The 20376-nt window shown below is 30.3% G+C and carries 7 protein-coding genes; all 7 read right to left on the reverse strand.

Annotation, left to right across the window (positions count from 1 at the left end; translation table 11 throughout):
• Positions 1–472: 472 nt before the first annotated feature.
• Positions 473–3250 (reverse strand): sulfate adenylyltransferase, encoded by a 2778-nt coding sequence (gene sat, locus BXU01_RS21635; protein WP_083695502.1) that lies wholly within the window; start codon positions 3248–3250, stop codon positions 473–475.
• Positions 3247–4119 carry a sulfotransferase family 2 domain-containing protein gene (locus BXU01_RS21640; RefSeq protein ID WP_083695505.1) on the reverse strand — a complete coding sequence of 291 codons (873 nt, stop codon included), beginning with the start codon at positions 4117–4119 and terminating at the stop codon, positions 3247–3249. The genes sat and BXU01_RS21640 overlap by 4 nt, the downstream gene beginning before the upstream one ends.
• Positions 4112–11440, reverse strand: a complete 7329-nt coding sequence (locus BXU01_RS21645) for a non-ribosomal peptide synthetase (RefSeq protein WP_083695508.1) — start codon at positions 11438–11440, stop codon at positions 4112–4114. Before BXU01_RS21645 ends, BXU01_RS21640 begins: the two co-directional genes overlap by 8 nt.
• A 72-nt stretch (positions 11441–11512) precedes the next feature.
• On the reverse strand, positions 11513–12406 hold the full coding sequence (locus tag BXU01_RS21650) for a pyridoxal-phosphate dependent enzyme (RefSeq protein WP_165689817.1): 894 nt from the start codon (positions 12404–12406) through the stop codon (positions 11513–11515).
• Between the two features lie 39 nt (positions 12407–12445).
• Positions 12446–13684: a cation:proton antiporter gene (locus tag BXU01_RS21655; RefSeq protein ID WP_083695513.1), complete on the reverse strand. Its 1239-nt coding sequence runs from the start codon at positions 13682–13684 to the stop codon at positions 12446–12448.
• Positions 13685–13739: 55 nt separating this feature from the next.
• Positions 13740–19667 (reverse strand): HAD-IIIC family phosphatase, encoded by a 5928-nt coding sequence (locus BXU01_RS21660; protein ID WP_083695515.1) that lies wholly within the window; start codon positions 19665–19667, stop codon positions 13740–13742.
• A complete protein-coding gene (locus tag BXU01_RS21665; RefSeq protein WP_083695517.1) occupies positions 19657–20376 on the reverse strand; it encodes an aspartate/glutamate racemase family protein in 720 nt (239 codons plus the stop codon). Before BXU01_RS21665 ends, BXU01_RS21660 begins: the two co-directional genes overlap by 11 nt.

A 20376-nucleotide genomic window follows, 5' to 3' on the forward strand; every position in this document is an offset into this window, starting at 1 on the left:
TCTTTATTCATAAAATTTAAACTCGATTTTTTGGACATAACCAACATTTGTACATAAAATGAGAAATACAAAAAAGAGAAGTTTTCTAAAGTTTTAAATAATTTTAAGACTTTCTTGCCTCTCTAAATAATAGATCACACTTATTCTATGGAGCCAAAATAAGAACAAAAACTTTTTAAAAATTACGGTGTTTTATTCTAAAAATTACGGTCTGTTGTATGAAAATTACATTACATTAAAGGAAAAGCATAAAATTGCTTCTTGTTTTTATGCCTTCAGATTTAAAAAAATGCTTCAATAATCTTTCACACTGAAGCGAAAAAAAATGCAGTTTAATTAAAGCCTCATCATTTTATAAAATAAAAAACACCTGTAAAAAAAGTTTTTACAGGTGTTTAATTAAATATTATTGTCTAATAATCTGTATCGATTTATTTTAGGGCTAATCAGTAAAATAAATTTACTTTTCTTTTTAAGATAGGACTTCAGATATTACATCACGATCTTTTAAATCAAAAAGTAGATATGAAATAATTTCATTTACGACAGCTTCTATCGATTTCCCTTCAGTATTAACAGAAACATCCATATTTTTAGGTTTTTCATAAGGATAATTATCATGAAGTCCTATCATATTGGTAATAGAACCTTCTGCCGATTTTTTATACAACCCTTTTACATCCCTTTCTATGCAAGTATTCAGCGATGTTGAGATATATAATAGAGTAAATTGCTCTTGGCCTATAATATTTTTTACCTCTTCGCGGATTTCTGAATGGGGAGAAATTACCGGAACCAATATATAATCATAGGCTTTAAGGTAATCTGTGCATAAATTAGCAATATGAGTATTATTTTTTCTTATTTCATCTTTAGTAAACTTGTTTTTACTATTTGTTTTTTCTCTGACATCATCTCCATCAATTATTTTTACTGTATGTCCCGACTCGTTTAATTTCGTCTTTAGCAATTTTGCTATACTGGTTTTTCCTGCTCCGGACAGACCTGTAAACCAAATTACTCTTGAATTAGATTCTTCTTCAACAAAGACAGTTTCTTTTTCTAAAATTATTTCAGAGATTTCAGAACGAATCAACCAGTCAGGAGGAAGTTGTTTGTTTTTTATCATATCCCTTATAACAGTTGCCGATATGTCTTTTTTATGATTGCCGCTTACATCTTCACAGGAATGAGTATTGCTTTCAGGATAATAGGCAACATCAGAATATTTAATTATTTTTATTCCGATATCCGGAATATTTTCAAAAATATCATGAGAAGCCAGATTTTTATAATAATTACCTACACCAGTATGATCTCTGCCTACAATAAAATGATTACAGCCATAGTTTTTACGGCAAATTGCGGTAAAAACTGCTTCACGGGGACCTGAATATCGGGGATAAGTAGCTAAAACACCAAACAAAACCTTTTCTTTTGGGTAAAAAGTGTTGATCAGTTTTTCATAGGTTTCAACAATGATTTCTGATAAAAAATCACCTGTCTTTTTTTTGCCGGTAACGGGCTGAATAAAAAGACCATCACAATCATATTTATTAAGAGCATCTAATTGAACATGTTCATGCCCGCGATGAGGAACATTTCTGGTATGAAATCCAACGATATTTTTCCAACCTCTTTCGTCAAAAATTCGCCTTGTCTGCATAGGTGTTAGCTCATGTTCTTTTAGCTTATTTTCGCTGCGTTTTAAAAGATGAATCTCTCCGCCAATAAAGGTATTCTCCATTCTTTCGACCATCAAAACACCAGGATGATGAATATCATCGGTACCAAACCATTTTACTTGTGTTTCTTTCTTGTCATAGGTATAAATATCTTCGATTTTAATTAAACCAACTATTCCGTTATCACCTTCTAATGCAACGGTTTCTCCAACATTAATCCCATCTGCTGTTTTTTTATCAACATCCAATACGATAGGAATTGTCCATACTGTTTTTTTATCAGAAAGGGTCATGCTATCCAGCACACTATCAAAGTCGGCTTTATTCATAAAACCTTTTAAAGGGCTATATCCTCCAACTGCAATCTGCTCAAGATCCATTTGTTTGGATGAATCTATTTTTATTTTTTTTAAGGAACTTACATATTCCTCATTTGTTTCTATAATTTTATTAATCAGTTTTCCTCCGTGTGGTTTAATCAATAAATTAAAGCTGTAATCATCGTTAAGATAATTATCATTTATCAGTTTTTCATAAGCATTATTAGAAAAGCTTTTGCCTACAAATTCTTCTAATGAACTTGCTTCAGTAATCATCTTCGAAAGTGTGTTGATCGCTTCAATAGGGTATTTTCCAATCGCTGTTTCTGCACATAAAGCCAAACCGGAAGCGCCATCAAGTAATGATGTCATCACATCATTTAGCTCAGCTCTGGTTGGTTTACTGTTAAAAATCATTGATTCAAGCAAGTTGGTGGCTATAAATGCGGGTGTGTTAAGTTCGTTTGCTTTTTTTAATACTAATTTCTGAATAAGCGGAATTTTCTCTAATGGAATTTCTTTGCTTAAATCTCCTCTGTCGATCAATATCGCATCTGACTTTGTGATAATAGAATCTAAATTTTTTAACGCATCACTTGTTTCAATTTTCGAAATGATCTGCATACGTCCTTTAGTTCTCTCACGCACATATTCTACTTCTTCGGCACTGTGTACAAATGATGCGGCAATATATTCTACTCCGTGTTCTAATGCTAAATCAATTGCATTAATATCTTTTTCTGATAATATTGAAAGTAAAAAATCTGATTTTTCGGTTTGATTTATTACTGCAGATTTATTTCTTCCCAAACTTCCGGATGTAACTACTTTTGCTGTTATAAAACCTTCTTCTTTCAAGGTATCCAGATTATCAATACGCAACATTAAAGAGTTAAAATCTAAAAAAACCAAATCGCCTCTTTTTAGCTTCTCGACAACATTATGTGGTTTAAAATTTATATTATTCTGATCACCAATAATTTCATTATTCCATATTTTAACAATATTTCCCTGCTCAATAAAAACACTTTCCTGACTAAGATTTCCAGTACGAATTTGAGAACCTTCTGTATCTAATATAAATGGTATATCATATTTTTTGGCTAATATTATCGTTCTTTCTAATTCTTCCAGACCTGCATGAGACATATTTACACGAACAAAACTCGTATCAGTACTGCAGATTTTACGAAAAACCTCTTCGGACCTCGTAGTTGGCCCTATAGTTACAATAATTTTTTTCATTTTAAGTTTGTGTTATTTGATTTATTTCTAATATAATAGTTGCGTATCATGACACCTAAGGGTAAATTACCAATTTTTATTTTCTTCAATAAATCGTTATTTTTTTTAAATCGTATAACATCTTCATTAAAATTTTCTCCATACTGAGCTGTTAAAGTTTCAAATCTGCGCAAAGCATATTCATGAAATTTAATGTCCAGATGATTGGTTTCATAGATTGTGTCTTTGATCTCCTGTGTAATTTTAAGGTTTTTCGAATTTTTACCTTGATTTTGTATGCTATAATAAGGTGTGGGAAAATTATAATATTTACTAAGCACCATTAGAGATTCATCATATTTATCAGTCAATCCAAATACAGGATAATATTTTTCTAAATTTTCTATTGCTTTTTCAAGCATATCCTCGTTACATTTTCCGGGTTTAACTCCTTTTATTCCGGAAATTTGTCTTACCTGTGCATTATCAAACTCTGCACTTAATTTTAATTTTAAAAAACTTTTTATATCTAATCGATTGTCGTTTACAGTTTTGTAGAGATAATGTTTTTCATAATTCGAAATAATTTCGTAATAAGAAACAATCCTGCTTATTGGATTTCTGAAAAAAGTAAGATAGGTACAAGGATCTTTATAATATTCATGAAGCCCGAAACTGATGTGTCCCGTTAAAAATAAAAACTTATCTTTTTTTTCTTGTGGCATTTTCTCAAATAAGGCAAGCGGTATTTGTGTTGTACCATAATAATCTGCTATTTCAAACTCCAATTGCTGTGACAAAGGAAAATTATTCTTGAATATTCCATTCAATGTAATACCTCCGCTTCTGGGAACGTGAGTAAAAATTATAGGATAGTTTATCTTATTCATTTCTAATACATTTATTACTTATATTTTCAAAAATTTCAGCAAGCTCAATTGAGCTGTCTCTTAATAAAAAATGACCTGCACCTTTTATTTCTATCAATTCTACTGTTTGGGCATATTCACGCCATCTTTTGTATTTTCTCTTATATCCTTTGGTTACAGGATCTTTGGTTCCTGTTAAAAAATAAAAAGGAGCTCCAAATTTTGTGAAATTAGATTTTCGAACAGCATGCAGGTAATAGTTTAATCCTGAATAAGCAAAATCACTATCATACCTGAAATTTCTATAAAACGTTTTTCTGTCAGAGTCATTTTCAGGAATATTCCCATTTATTCTGGTTAAAAACTTAACAATCTCTTCGTCTGACTGATTTCCAAATGTGATTACTTTTTCTGTTGGAAAAAATGAGCTAATACAAATAGCTCTAAGGTCTATCGAATTTTCTTTTTGAAGAAGTTCTATCGTTTTCATTATAAGTACGCTTCCTTTACAGTGACCAAATAAGATAAGCGGGCCTTTTACTTTTCTTTTGATTTCTGCATATAGTATTTCACTCAGGTTATCTATAGCAACATCCATATTTTCATCTTCTTTTGGGTCTATTCTAGGAAGATCGACACAATAGAAATTAAACTCTGTTTCTTTTTTTCCTAATTCTATTCCAAGATCTTTAAAATTAATAGGTTCTCCGCCTGAATTAGGGACTCCAATTACGGAAACGGCCTGCTCATTCTTAGCTTTTAGAAGATGAATCAAAATGCTTCCATCACTCACTACCTTATTCATTTTTATAAAATCTGCCATCGTTTTGATGGTCGTATTATTATAAAAATCAATAATAGAAAATCCATATTTACTCTTTGATACCAATCTGATAGCTTTAAAGGAATCACCTCCTAAGTCAAAAAAATCTTCATCGACATCTATATCATCTCTTCCTAATACTTCTTTCCATTCTTCAAGCAGCTCTAGTTCTAAAGGACTATAATTTTCTGCAGTGGTCTCTTTTTTCTCAGAAGTTTGTATTTTCCAATTTCTTAATTCATTTCGGTTAATTTTTCCATTTGAACTTAAAGAGAACTTATCCTGTTCGATAAAAACACTTGGTACCATATAAGCCGGAAGTAATTGCTTAAGTTCTTTTTTAAGTTCCTGCTCCGTAATTTTATTTTTTACAGTATAAAAGGCAGCCAGAAAAGTTTCTTTCTTTTCATTCTTTAAATCAAGTACAATTGCTTCTTTTATTTCCGGGATCAGATTTAGTTTTGTTTCTATCTCCAGTAATTCAACACGGTGTCCGCCTACTTTTATCTGATAATCTTTTCTCCCCAAAAACTCTAAAGTACCATCATGGCTGTACCTTCCTAAATCGCCTGTACGATAAATTCTTTTTTTCTTCGTAAGACCTTCAACAGGTCCTTGAAGGAAAACTTTATTAGTTCTTTCCTTATCATTTAAATAACCTCTTCCAACACCCTGACCCGCTATAATAATTTCACCGGTTACTCCTATTGGAACTCTCTTCAAAAAAGGATCTACAATATGTATTTCTATATTTTGAATTGGGCGTTTTCCCACAGGGGTAGTTTCTGTTGTAATACTTTCTTTAATGATAAAGTGTGATAGATCATCTGATGTTTCTGTTATCCCGTAGGTATTAACAATAGGAATATTTGGATACAATTTTATCCACTGGTTTACTACGGAAGGAAATAAGGTTTCTGCATTTAAAATAAGAATATCCAGATCTTCCAATGGAAGAATATTATTATACTTATCCAGATAATATAACATTTCTGAAAAATAAGACGGAACAAGTTCCAGTACTTTGATTTTATCTTCCTGAATGGCGTTACAAAATTTAGGGATATCCAAAATAGTGTTATAGTCGTAGATTACTGTTGTACCTCCTGAAACAAGTGCCGAGAACATTTGCCAAACAGAAATATCAAAAGTATGGGGAGCATTTTGAGCAACTATACTGTGTTCATCCATGCCCATTTCTACTATTTTAGATCCAATATGGTTCAGCATTCCCCAATGTTCAAGCATCGCTCCTTTTGGAACACCTGTTGATCCTGAGGTATAAATCACATAAGCAAGAGAAGAAAGGTTGATAGAAACAGGGCAGTATTCCTTATAAATATCTTCATTTTTAATGATAATATCGGCATTAATAACCGGAATCAATTTAGACAATTCATCAGCAATAGCATCATCAATATCTGAATCGATGAATAAAGCTTTTAAATTAGAATTCTTTATAATCTGTAAAATACGTTCCATTGGATAATTTTTATCGATTGGAACATAAGCTGTTCCCGATTTCCAAACGCCCAGTATAGTTTCACACATTGTTACAGACCTGTCCATCATAACTCCGTAAAGATTATCTGGTGCCGGAACAAACTTATTCATTAGATAATTCGATAATCGATTACTCGATAAATCAAGTTCATTGTAGGTCAGTTGTCTCTTACTGTCTTTTACTGCTATCTTATCTTCTTGTTTTTTTACATTTTCGCGAAAAATGGTAACAATATCTCTGTTTAAATCAAAATAAGGTTCGATATCATTAAAACCATCCAGTACACTTAATTCTTCAGAATCCATGTATTTGATTTCTTTCATTGCAATATGAGGAAAGTCAATAAAGGATTTTAGTATAGAAAAATAAATAGAAGAAAGTTTTGCTAACGAAATATCTCCTTTTAAGTTACGAGTAAGACGCAAACTCACTTTAAAATCCTGATTTCCAGTATTTATATCAACATCTAAATAAGAGTTCGAAAATGCTTTGGCTGCTCCTTTTTCTATATTCTCTAATTCTTTTTTATCTTGAAAATCATCTATTTGTATATCTTCCAGTACATGGAAATCTATATAATTGAATGCCGCATTAAAAAGAAGGTTTGTATTTTTTGACTCTTTTCCTGCCACCAAAGCAGATATATCAGGCAGAGACATTTGATCAGGCCCTTTAAGCAAAGTCATTTTATCCTGAACGTCCCTGATAAAATCAATTATTTTGGCGTCATCGCTTGAAGGAGTATTAATTTTAAAAGGAGTAGCCGTTAAAAAGCAACCCAATAGTTGTTCAGAGTCATCTGCAACGGGCCTGTTACTGCCAACCAATCCTAAAACGACCTCATTATCATAATTTAAAAGCCATAACAAATAAGAAAAAACTCCCAATGATATTGCTTTAATACTTATACCAGATTCAGTTGAAAGTATTCTCAAACGATCCTGATAGTTTTTTTCAAGTATACTGGTTGATTCTTCGTATATGTTTTCTCCTAATTCATCAAAAATATCAAGCCTTGTATAATCCAAAAGCTCTTTTTTCCAAAATTCCTGAACTGTTCTATCGTTTTGAACTATATCATTTTGAATGATATAATTTTTATAATCACATTTTAGGGCTGAAGGAATATATTCTGGATTCTTATTTAATTCACTATAAGTATTGTTGAGTTCTGTAATAAAAGAAGCATTACTCCAGCCATCAAGAATACTATGATGAAATTGCCAAATAAATGAATAACAATTGTCTTGTTCCTTAAATATTGCCATTCTCCATAATGGCGCACCATAAAGATCAAAAGGTTTTTCTAATTCTGAAGAAAGATATTTTTCTAAATAAGTTGCTTGTTGTTTCTTATCAAAAGTTGAAATATCCTCATAAGATATAGTGGCAGGAATTTGTTTGCGTATAATTCTCACCTCAGATCCAAAATCTTTAACGTTATATTCCGTGCGAAGTACATTGTGTTTCGTAATCAATAAGCTTAAGGCTTTTTTGAATACCTCAATTTTAAAATTATCAAATTCGCGACGATATAGAGATTGATGATGAACTCCTGTAAGATCAGGGTAACGAAGAGAAGTATACACCATTCCTGTTTCAATAGGACTCATTGGATAAATATCTTCAATGTTTTCCTTTTCAAAAAGTTTACCTGAAAGTAATATTTCATTTTTCAGTTTAGTAAACTTGTCCAGAACCAGGTTTCTTTTTTGGTCATCAGCAAAATTATAAGCATCAGAACGTGGTATATTTAATAATGCCGACAATTTTTCTATCGTATAGTTGTTATACAGATCGCTTACGGAAATCATTATTTTCCATTGCTTATTAATCCTGTTAACTACTTTTAGTACACGAATAGAGTCTCCGCCAATAATGAAAAAATTATCAGTAATACTGATTTTGTCTATTACTAAAACTTCCTTCCAGATGGCTGCTAATTTCTTCTCAGTTTCATTTCTTGGAAGTACAAATTCTGTTCTTATTAAATCTTTCTCAATTACATCCGGCAGCGCCTTATAATCAATTTTACCATTTGAATTCAGTGGGATATGCTCTAATTCAACAAAAAAAGCAGGCACCATATATTCCGGAAGTTTCGTCAGTAAATATTTTCTAATCGAATCTTTCTCTATGGCTTCCGTTTTATCCGTTGTATAGTAGGCTATTAATATTTTATTGCCTTCTACATCTTTTGCAGTTGCGATAACATTTTTAATATGGTTACTAAATTGCGCAAAATGGGTTTCAATTTCTCCCAATTCAATACGATATCCTCTAACTTTTACCTGAAAATCTTTTCGACCAAGAAACTCTATTGTACCGTCAGGTAACCATTTTGCCAAATCGCCTGTGTCATACATTTTTGAGTTCTCTATAAACGGATTAACTACAAACTTCTCTGCTGTTAAATCTGGTTTATTAAGGTAGCCACGAGATAATCCTGCTCCGGAAATATATAATTTTCCAATAGCTCCAACTGATGCTAATTGTAAATTCTGATCCAGTATATAAATTTCAGTATTAGCAATTGGGCGCCCTATAGAGATTTTACCTTCTGAATAAAGTAACTCGATTGATGTTACTGTTGTTTCTGTAGGTCCATATTCATTGTAAAACGAAAATTTTTGGTTTTTAAATTTGTTTGCCAGTGTTTGTGTACAAATATCACCTCCTGAAACTAATCTTTTTAAAGAGAAATTAGCATCAAAAGTAAGCTGTTCCAGAATACCTGGTACCGCATGAAAATGGGTAATCTTATGCTCTTGCAGATAATTTTTAAGACTATTATGATCTGCAATAGTACTTTTAGATGTAATATGTAAAGCAGCTCCGTTTAAAAGTGTCAAAAATATTTGTTCTACTGATGCATCAAAAGTATAATTTGAGAATAGTAAAACAGATTCATTCGCTGTAAATTTGAATTCTTCCGTTTGCGATACAATTAGATTTATCACACTTTTGTTTTCAATCATTACACCTTTGGGCTGTCCTGTAGTTCCCGAAGTATAAATGATATACGCCAGACTTTCAGGTGTATTAATGTGAACTAAATTGGTATTTGGATAGTTTTCTTTTGCATTTGTAAATGCTTCTAAAAAAGATTCATCAATTATGGCCTTCGCTTTTAGATCATTTTCTATATAGTCTATTCTTTCCTTTGGGTATTCAGGATCAATAGGTACATATGCAGCACCCGATTTAAGAACCGCTAATATTGCCACTAATACTTTCTCACTTCTGTCAAGTTTAATAGCAATCAGATCATCCGATTGTATCTTATATGAAGATCGCAATTGATGACCCAACTGGTTTGTAAATTCGTTAAGTTCCTTGTAAGTTAATTGTGTGTTTTCAAAAATAACAGCAATATTGTCCGGTGTTTTCGCTGCCTGTTCTTCAAAAAGATTTATAATTGTTTTACCTTTTTCCTTTTCAAGCTCAATTTTAGTATGGTTGAAATTTGATAAAAGCTCTATTTTTTCTTCTTCTGTTATAAATATAAGATCTTCAATAGCTGTATTTTCATTTTCAATAGCTAAAGTAACAAGGCTTTCAAAATGATTGAACATTCTTGTTATTAAAAATTCATCATAAATATCTGTATTATATTCAATCGTCAATGCCAGTTTTTCTGCCTCTTCCTTAAACGAGAAAGTAACATCGAATTGAGATGTCTGTTTATCGATTTTTTCGAATTCTATAGAAAGTTCCTCTACATTTTTAGTTTCTGTATTGATGTGGTTTTGGTTTTGAAAAACAACTAAAACATCAAACAATAAAGATCTCGAAAGATCATAATCTAAATTTAGGTGACTCACTAATTCATCAAAAGGATAAATTTGATGGTGATAAGCTGATAAAAACGAATCGGTTTCTTTTTTAATAATGGTCGAAAATGTGTTTCTATCTTCAAATACAGTTCTTAAAGCAAGTGTGTTGATGAATAGTCCCAATTGATTTTCTAAATCCGGATGTTCTCTTCCTGCCACGGGAATACCTACAACAATATCGTTTTGATTAGAGTATCTGTATAATAATGATTTAACACCGGCTTCTAAAACTGTAAATACTGATGTATGGTATTTTAATGAAAAATTTCTAATTTTCTCAAAAAACTCTAACGAATATTCCTTTTGAAAATATTTACCATTGTAAGTTTTAATTTCAGGTCTTTTTTTAAAGGATGGCAGTTCTAACACAGGCGGTATAGTAGTAAATTGCTCTAACCAAAACTCCTGTGCTTTTTTATATTTGCTTCCATACTTTTCTTCCTGAAGCCATACTGCATAATCTTTATATTGAAAAGGTATTAACCTATTTGAAAATGAATTGTTTATTAAATCAAAATAAATAGTAAAAACTTCTGATGCCATTAAATTTGTCGACCATCCGTCGCTAATTATATGATGCATAGAAATATAAAACAAATAAACTTCTTCTTCTGTTTTTATTAAAGATATTCTAAATAATGAAGGCTTTTCCAGATTAAAAGTATAAACATGCTGTTTGTCTATATAATCTTGTATTTTTTGTTCTTTATTCTCATCCACAGAATAATCAAGAAATGAAAAATCTAATTTTGACTCCTCAGAAGAAACTACAAATTGCTTAACCGATTCTGTAAGCTGATCAAACATAAAATAAGTCCTTAATATTTCATAACGATTTACCAAAATCTGAAACGCCTGCATTAAAGAATCAATATCAAGAGATCCAGAAATTTTAGCCGAAAAAGAAATATTATAAGCTGAAGACACTTTATCCAGCTGACTCAGCATCCACATTCTGTATTGTGATGAAGTAACGGGATAACCTTCCTCAGATTTATTGGCTGGTGTAATAAATCTGTTTCCTGACAAGTAATCTAACAGGTCTTCTTTCTTCTCTTTTATTGATTGTATAAGATCTTGAGTTGGCAAGTTTTCATTTTCATACTTCAATGATAAATCACTGCCTTTAATCGATATCTCGATACCATGATTTAATAATTCTTCTATAAATTCTTTCATTTATTAATTTACTTACTTTAAATTAAAATCTTTTTTTCAGCCTTTTTATAATATTAAATACCTGTCTAGTTGTTATTTATAAATATTATTTACATATACACCACCTCCATCTGGAGATATAAAAACAATATTTTTACTGCCCAGTTTTTCAGGATACAGTTCGTTATATTTAATAACTGCCTGATAGCAAGCTCCGGAAGATCCTCCCAGAAAAAAGCCTTTTGCCAAAAGGGATTGACAGCCTTCGATAATTTCCTTTTCATCCAAGATTATGAAGTCATCAATATCGCCCAGCTCTAAAAAATCTGATTCCTTACTAGCTCCGATTCCTGGAATATTTCTACTGTATTTTTCTGTAGAAAAAATCATCGAACCACGTATATCAACAGCAATAATTTTAATATTCTTATTTATTGCTTTAACAATGGTCGAAACTCCTTTAATTGTTCCTGTTGTGCTAACAGCAACAAAAATGTAATCTACATCTTTAACGCTTTCGATAATCTCATTTGTAAGTTCTGAATACGCCAGATAATTATTAACATTCGCATATTGATTGGTCCAGAAATAATTTTCATTCTGACTTATCAGGCTCTTTACCATTTTAATCCTGTTAAGCAAGTATCCGCCAGTTTCATCTTTCTCTGTTATTTTAATAACATCGTAGCATAGTGATTTCAGTTTTTCATACATGATTGTATTTATATTCGAATCTACTACCGCAATAAATTTAATTCCGAGATACTTGCAATGAAGCGCTGCAGAATAGGCAAAATTTCCTGAGCTTGATTCTATAATTACAGTATCTGAATTAATTTTATTTTCAAGAATTCCTTTTTGTAAAATATGATTCACTGCTCTATCCTTTACACTTCCTGATAGATTGTACTGCTCCAGTTTTATGTATAAATTAAATTCATCTTTCTCTAATTTAATAATAGGTGTATTACCAATTAAAGTTTTCAATTGTAAATTTTTTGTAATCACTTTTTAATATGTATAAAGTTATTTAGTTGTAATTTGTAGAGGAACTTCGTTGTTTTTAGTTTCTCTCTCTGATATAAAATAAAACCAGTATCCTGATATCAATGATGTTATAATAGAAGTAATAACCAATGTGGTAAAAAATATTTCATTGATAATTCCTGCGTCAAATGCAATTGTAGCCAGCACAATTCCGGGGCCGCCTCTTGTATTCATTGCAATCGAAAAATTCATTGAGGTTTTCATATTGAACTTCAGGAAGATTGAACAAACATAGATGCAGAAAATTTTAATGAATGAACTCATAGTTAAGAATCCAATGAAATAGTAGAAATCAAAATTGTGTATCAGGTTCAGTTTGTAACCTACAATTCCAAAATAAAGCGGTATAAATGAGTTTAGCGCTATTTTTTTTAAGTATTTTTTGAATGTTGTAAGTTTAAGTCCAAATAAATTATTTACAATTACTCCTGCTAAAAAAGCCGACAAAATTTTATTGGTATTAAATAAGTAAACAATAACTCCAATGATATAAAAACTTTGTATTAGAACCAGAAACAAAAAATTCTTATTTACTGGAGTTTTTCTGTTTTTTAATAACACAGATAATCTTGGTAAAACGAATAATATCCCAAATAATAATAGTGGTGTAACTACTAACACCTGAATAATATTAGAATACAAAGAGGAAAATTTATTGGTTAAGGTTGCCAGCATAATCCATAAAACCATATCCTGAATTGTGGCTGTAGTAATAACTGTTGTCGAAAACTTGGTATGCAATAAGTTAAGATCTAAAAAAATTCGTGATATAACCGGTATTGATGTTACAGATACTGCAATTGCAAAAACAAGTTTTAGTGAAAAAAGATCTCCCTTTACCCCTATTATGGGTTGGTATCCATAAAAATTCATAGCAAAGAACCCCAAAACAAAAGCTACTAAAGTACCCGCTAGTAAATAAGACACTATAGCTCTTTCTTTGCTTTTATAAGAGGTTTTTGTTTCCATTCCGGAAATAAACATTAATATGATTAATCCCAAATTATAAACAGCATCAAGTGCCGGTTTTTGATCGGCTTTTAGCATGAAATGGTTTTCGAAAATTTCAGGAAAAAAGATGGCTAATACAGTTGGCCCTAATAATAGTCCGCCTAATATCTCACCTATAACCTGTGGAAATTTTATTAATCTTGAAACTTCACGCATTAACAATGAAGAGGCAAGTATTGAAAATAGTATAATTGTCAGTGAAAGCATTTGATTATATATTTATTGTTTATATTACTACTCAGAAATTAAATACTGAAGATCTCTAGATTATAATTTCATTTTTATTACTTGTTTTTTGTTCATTATATATTAATTGAGATAATTTTTCAATGGAACTATTTTTAAAGAAATCCAATATATTGATCTCAATATCATAGTTATAATACAATCTGGACAAAATCTGGGTTGATAATAATGAATTACCTCCCATTTCAGAAAAATCACTTGTTGTATCTATAAATTTATCACCAAGAATATTGATATACATTTGAGTCAGGATATCTACCCATTCCATGTTTTTATCATCATATTGAGGCATAATATGATCCTTACGGAAATAAGAAAGATTGGAAACTTCTAATACTTTGTACACATTTGAGTGGAGTATTTTGAACTTGTCATATTCTAAAATATCGATCCATTCCAGCTCTTCACGATCTGCTGTTTCTTCAAAATCACTTATATCATCTGAAAAATGTTCATCTACCGTAAAATCCAGCATTATAGATAGTTCATTATCTAATGCTTTCTTTAAATCGATTTTATGATTTGTATCATTTACCAGCTTATAATCTCCCAAATCTTTGTATCCAAGTAACTCAAAATTTTGCTTAGCTTTTGATACATTATTTGTAAAAATTGCTACACTTTTATAAGTGTTTTTTAATACAGTAAAATCGAAATCAACATCTTCCAGTAATTCAATAATCCCAATATTTTGAACATATAGAAATACTACTTTTTTATTACCAAATAAAATAGCGGCTCGCGGAGATCTAATAACATCGTACACGATATTGTTTTCGGTAAAAAATTGCAATGTTTTATCAATATTTTTTATTCTGTAACAAATATGATAAGGCAAACCGCTAACTGTTTTTATTCCTTCAATAATTTCAGTATCATACCCTTGTACAAGTTCGATATCATTATAATCTTTATGTTTTCCTATTGTTAGATAACAGTTTTGCAAAGGATCAAAAACTACCTCATTAAAAGAAAAGCCCATAGAAGCATAATTTATTTTTGATTCTTCGATGCTTTTTACTGCAATCCCTGTGTGATCAAAATAAAATTCGAAAGTTTGTTTTTTAGGGATGTCCTCTTCAAGATATAATGTGATATCGTCGTGCTGTTTTGTTTCTTCAAGACTTAATTTACAAATGCTTGAATCATTTTTTTCAAAAAATATGACATCGCTCCTTTTCATTAAAAATTCCTGGAAATAATCATTCTTAGGTGTTTTTTCAAAATTTAGAATAAGCTGTTTTTTAGTATTTTTTTTAGCAAGATTTTTGATGCAATCCAGTATACAGTTTTCAATTTCTTTCCCTAAAATTCTGCAGCTTAAATTAAAACTCTCAACAATTAAATTGTCATTTGTTTCATCAAAAATTAATACACCTGTTAAACCATAATCTCCAAATCTGTCGCTCACATGAATTACATAACAGTGATTTTGGGCAATTTTAGTAGAAATATCACTATTGCTTCTGGGTAATTTATTTAGAACAAATTGATTCGTTCTGTTTAAAAGCTGATACACTCGCTCTGTTTCGTCTTTTTTTGCCAACCTAAAGCTTACCTTTAAATTAAGACCTTTAATAAATTCTTTATTACTTCTGTTAGCTGAAAATATTTTTCTTTCGCGTTCTTTTTTATAAAGTGTTGTTCTTTGTCTGTCTTCCTCCGATATCTGAATTTTATCAAATGCAATAACTCTTGCTAAAAGCTGACTAAATAAAACTTCTTTTTCCGGCAATAAAAGTGTTAAAACTTCTGGATTTTCAATCATCATTTGCTGACATTCCCAAGGATTATCATCAATGAATATAAAACTGTTAATGTTTAAGTTTAATTCTTCTGCTATCTCAATTATATTTTCGGATTTACTGTTCCAATTAATTCTTGAGGTCAAAATATGCTCTCTCCTTAAAATCATATCTGGGTGATTATCAAAAACATTAAAGACATCTTCTTCATTATTTTTACTAATAAGAACAACCAGAAATCCTTCTTTATATTTTTGGAGCACAAACTCCTGCAGGTATTTGTACCCTCCGTCTATAATTATCTCATCAAGAGTAGATTCTCCACAAATTCCTTTCCATAACGTATTATCACAATCCAGGGCTATTACCTTTAAAGGATTTGTATTTCTAAGTGCTAATAATGTACGTACAACCTGAAGAGATATGATGTAAAAAAAATCGTCTGTAAACGGTATATGTGCCAAATCATTTTTATAGTCATCAAAAAGACTAATGTTTGGATATACATTCTTTGTATTACGAAAATCTAATACGAAACAATTTGGTATTTTTTTTATTTTATCAATTGTCGACTCATTGTATTTTTCTACGATAGAATACGATTTTTTATTTTCATCAGCAGGAAAAATACCTATCAGTTTAACCAGGTTTTCAGGAAGTTCTTTTAGTTTGGTTAAAAATACGTTTTGAATATAAATGATGTTTTCCTCGTCATAACTTTCATTTTTATTCCAATAATCTTCATATCTGTTAAAAACAATTAAATAGTCTAACTGATCTGAATTTAATGTTTCTTGCGAAAGTTCGTTTATTATTTGATTATAGGCTCCAAACGAAATTGTGCTTTCAATATTAAAAGTTTTAAAAGTTTTTATCAACTGATCTTTAATCTGTTCACTTGTAAACGAGGAAATGATTTTTGCTTTTATTTTATCATTTAAAACAATTGGCAATGAAGTTGAGACATTAGTAGCCTTTCTTGCGTCTATTTTTATTTCACTTGTTAATCGATTTTTAGCATCCGACATTGTAACTCCTAAATCATCAAATAAATGATTTAGTATAAACATTAAATTTTGAGATAAAGCCTCAATTGTAGCCGCTTCAAATAAATCAGTATTATACTCAATCGTTACAAAAGCTTTGTCGTATGCAAAATTAATATCGAACTTAATGTCTAGTTTTGATTGGTAATCATCGGTTAAAGAAACATTGTATTCTTCTATTTGTATTTCATTAATATCTCTAAGGTGATTATCATTGTTCTCATCGTGATGAAATACAATTATTATATCAAAAATGGGATTTTTTAAATTATCATCGGTTTTAATAAAGTTTTCGACCATTAAATCATAAGGGTAATTTTGATTATTATAGCAATCAATTAACCCCAGTTTTAAATTTGAAAAAAAGTTTTTTAGTGACTCATTATCTTTTAAATTAATTGTAATTGGTATATAGTTTATAAAAGAACCTACTATATTTTCCAGATTTAAATGGTTACGACCAGATGTTATTGTCCCAATTGTTATGTTGCTCTGCTCTGTGTACAGATTTAATAATATACCAACAGCTCCAATAAAATAATCCGTTAAGCTGATGTTTACTTTAGTAGCTTCAAATTTGAGTTGTTTTAGCTGATGGGCCTCAATAGTAGTTTGAAATAAAGTTCCTTTTTTAGTTGTCATTTTGGAACGAGGAAAATCAAGCGGAAAATCAAGTGGCGTATATTGGGTGTCAAAAAATGATTTCCAAAATACTTCCTGTTCCGTTAGCTTTTTTTCATGCCAGTATACATAATCTTTATAGCTTAATTCTAACGGGTCTATATTATAATTTTCGTTTTGTATCAATTTCTCATAAATAGAGACGATATCCTTAAATATAATACCTTTCGACCAGCCATCGTAAGCAATATGATGAATGATAATTACTAATATATCATCTGAATTATGCTGACTCTTCAGTAATTTAATCCGAATAGGAATCTCAGTTCCTAAATTAAATCCAGTATTAATTTCACGGTGGATATAGGTATCAATATCAGTACAATCTTCTATAACATGCATTAAATTTTGCACACTATCCATGGGTATTACATACTGATATAACGCTCCCTTTTCAAATTTAAATTGTGTTCTTAATACATCGTGTTTTTCTACCAGAATTCTAAAAGTTTCATTAAGTATATTAATATCAATTTTACCTTTCAATTTAAAATGAATAGGTACATTATATAAACTTGAATTTTCTTCTTTAAGAGAAACCAGCCACATTCTTTTTTGAGAATTAGAACACAAATAGCTTTCCTGTTGTGTTCTCTTTACGATACTTTCAAAATACTGTACGGGTTCATTATCTAAAAATGCTGCAAATTGTTCAATTGTAGGGTAACTGTAAATATCATTTAAGCTGCATTGAACATTAAATTCTTTACTTATTTTATTAAGCAGTTTAAATGCTTTGATACTATGGCCGCCCATAGAGAAAAAATTATCTCTGATACTTATTTTATTCCATTCGAGTATTGCGATCCAGATTGTCAGTAATCGTTCCTCTACATTATTTGAAGGTGCGATGATTTCTTTTTTTTCTGATATGTAATATTCAATATTATGTTTTAGATGATCCACATCTATTTTGCCATTGGCATTGGTAGGGAAATTATCTATTTTAATAATAAGAGGTTGTTCATAGACACTCAGGAATTTAAAACAATGTTGTTTCAAATCTTCTTCTGAGCATATTTGAGACGAAAAGAAACAAATTAAACTGCTATCACTGTTTTGCTCATAAAGAACACATTTGGCCATTTCAACACCTTCAAAATCATGTATTGTACTTTCAATAGAATTGATATCAACCCTTACTCCATTTATCTTTGTCTCACCGTCTTCTCTTCCAATAAGGATTAAATTTCTTTCATTATCATATTTTCCTAAATCGCCTGTATCATAAATTATATCTTTGTCCGGATTTAAAGGATTCTGAATAAATTTTTTATTCGTGTTTTCTAAATCACCAAAATATCCTTTTGAAAGAAATGGCGTTTTTATGTAAACTCTTCCTTTTTCATTGATTTTACACAATGATCCTTCTTCATTTAATATCAATATTAATGTATTTGATATAGGATGTCCAACCGGAATATCATCCTGATGAGACAGTTCTTTATGGCTTTCTATTTTATAGAATGTTTTTACCAGAGTTGATTCTGTAGCTCCGTATAAATTATAAAAAACAGTATTTTTCCCAAATAATTTTCTCCATGTAATGATATCTTTAGCATACAGTTTTTCTCCAGCCAGTAAAATATATTTTAAGTCTGTTAAATTAATGTTTTCAGTATCTGAATACTCTTTTGCATTCATAATCAGCCTTAATACTGTTGGTACACAATGCAGCAGGTTAATTTTTTTATGAGATAACCAATCTGTTAATTCATTTGGATTTTCTCTTATAGCCTGATCCGGAATACATAATGTACCGGCAGTTATAAAGGCTACAAAAATATCCCTTAGAGAGGCATCAAAAGAAAGAGAGGTAATTTGCGAAACACGAATAGGCTCAACAATATCCAGTTCTTTTATTTCCCAATGTATAAAATGACTTAAACTAATATGGCTACCTAAAACTGCTTTTGGTTTACCTGTAGTTCCTGATGTGAAAAATATATAATTTGAATCCGTATTTTCAATTTCTATATTTGCATTTTCACCGTATGTATCCGCTACTTTTAAAATTTCCGGATCATCACTATCCATGAAAAATTCTGAAAAACAGAACTGTGAATTAAGCATTTCCAGAATTATAATCTTTGGTGGATCTGTCTCGAATAAAGAGCGTCGTTTTTTTAATTCTGGTATATATTCTCTGCTTACAAAAAACACTTTCGGTTTTATTTTATCAAGCAGCACATCCCAATGATTGTGTCCAAATTTAGTATCAAAGGGCAAATAGATATTTCCTGATTTAAAAATACCAAGCAAAGAAAATATCTGTTGAGTTTTATCATTTAAATATACTGTAATAACAGATCCTTTTTCTAATTGTAAGGAAAGTAAGAAATTAGCAATATAATTAGCCTGATGATTTAGCTCCTGATAAGAAATAGATTTTTCATTACATTCTATAGCAATTTCAGAAGGTTTATTAATGACAATGTTTTCTAAGATATTTGTTAAAATTCTACTGCTCATTTTCAACTGTATTATAAATTAAATCAATAATTTCACCTACCAAAAGATCTACAATATCTATATAAGGGATGTGGATCTTTTTATTTGCCATTCCAAATTGAGTTTCAGTACAAGCTCCAATAATTAAGTCTGCACCAAGTTCAATTAATTTATCAACCGCATCAGAGAACAATTCATGCGCTTCGGCAGTGGTATGAGAAGATTTAAAACCTCCATTCATATAAACAGATTTCATGAATTTCTCTTCCTGATAATAACCGTCGAGAGTAATTATTTCAAATGACAGATCTTCAAATGCCCTTTCAAACATCTTTGATTTTAATGTTCCGGTAGTGGCTAGCAATCCTATTTTTTGAACTTGCGGAAAGTTGTTTTTTAATTTTTCTATTATTAATTCAAAAGGATTGATAAGGTTTCCACTATAACTATCCTCAATCTGGTTTAAAAAATGATAGGATGTTATGCAGGTCGATACGATATAATCTACTCTGTAATCTGAAATTAAACTCAGGGATCGTCGTAGTTCCTCTATTGGTGATGGCCCAATATTTAATATCGATTTTGTTCTGTCCGGAATACTACTGTTATTATGAAAGATAAATTCCGGAAAATCCTGGTCATTATCTGCACTTATCCTGGAAATAAATTTATTTAAAAATTCAAGTCCCGCCTTAGTTCCCATTCCTGATATAATACCTATTTTCTTCAT

Origin of the sequence: [Flexibacter] sp. ATCC 35103 (assembly GCF_001975985.1) — a bacterium.
In the GTDB taxonomy this organism is placed as follows: domain Bacteria; phylum Bacteroidota; class Bacteroidia; order Flavobacteriales; family Flavobacteriaceae; genus Flavobacterium.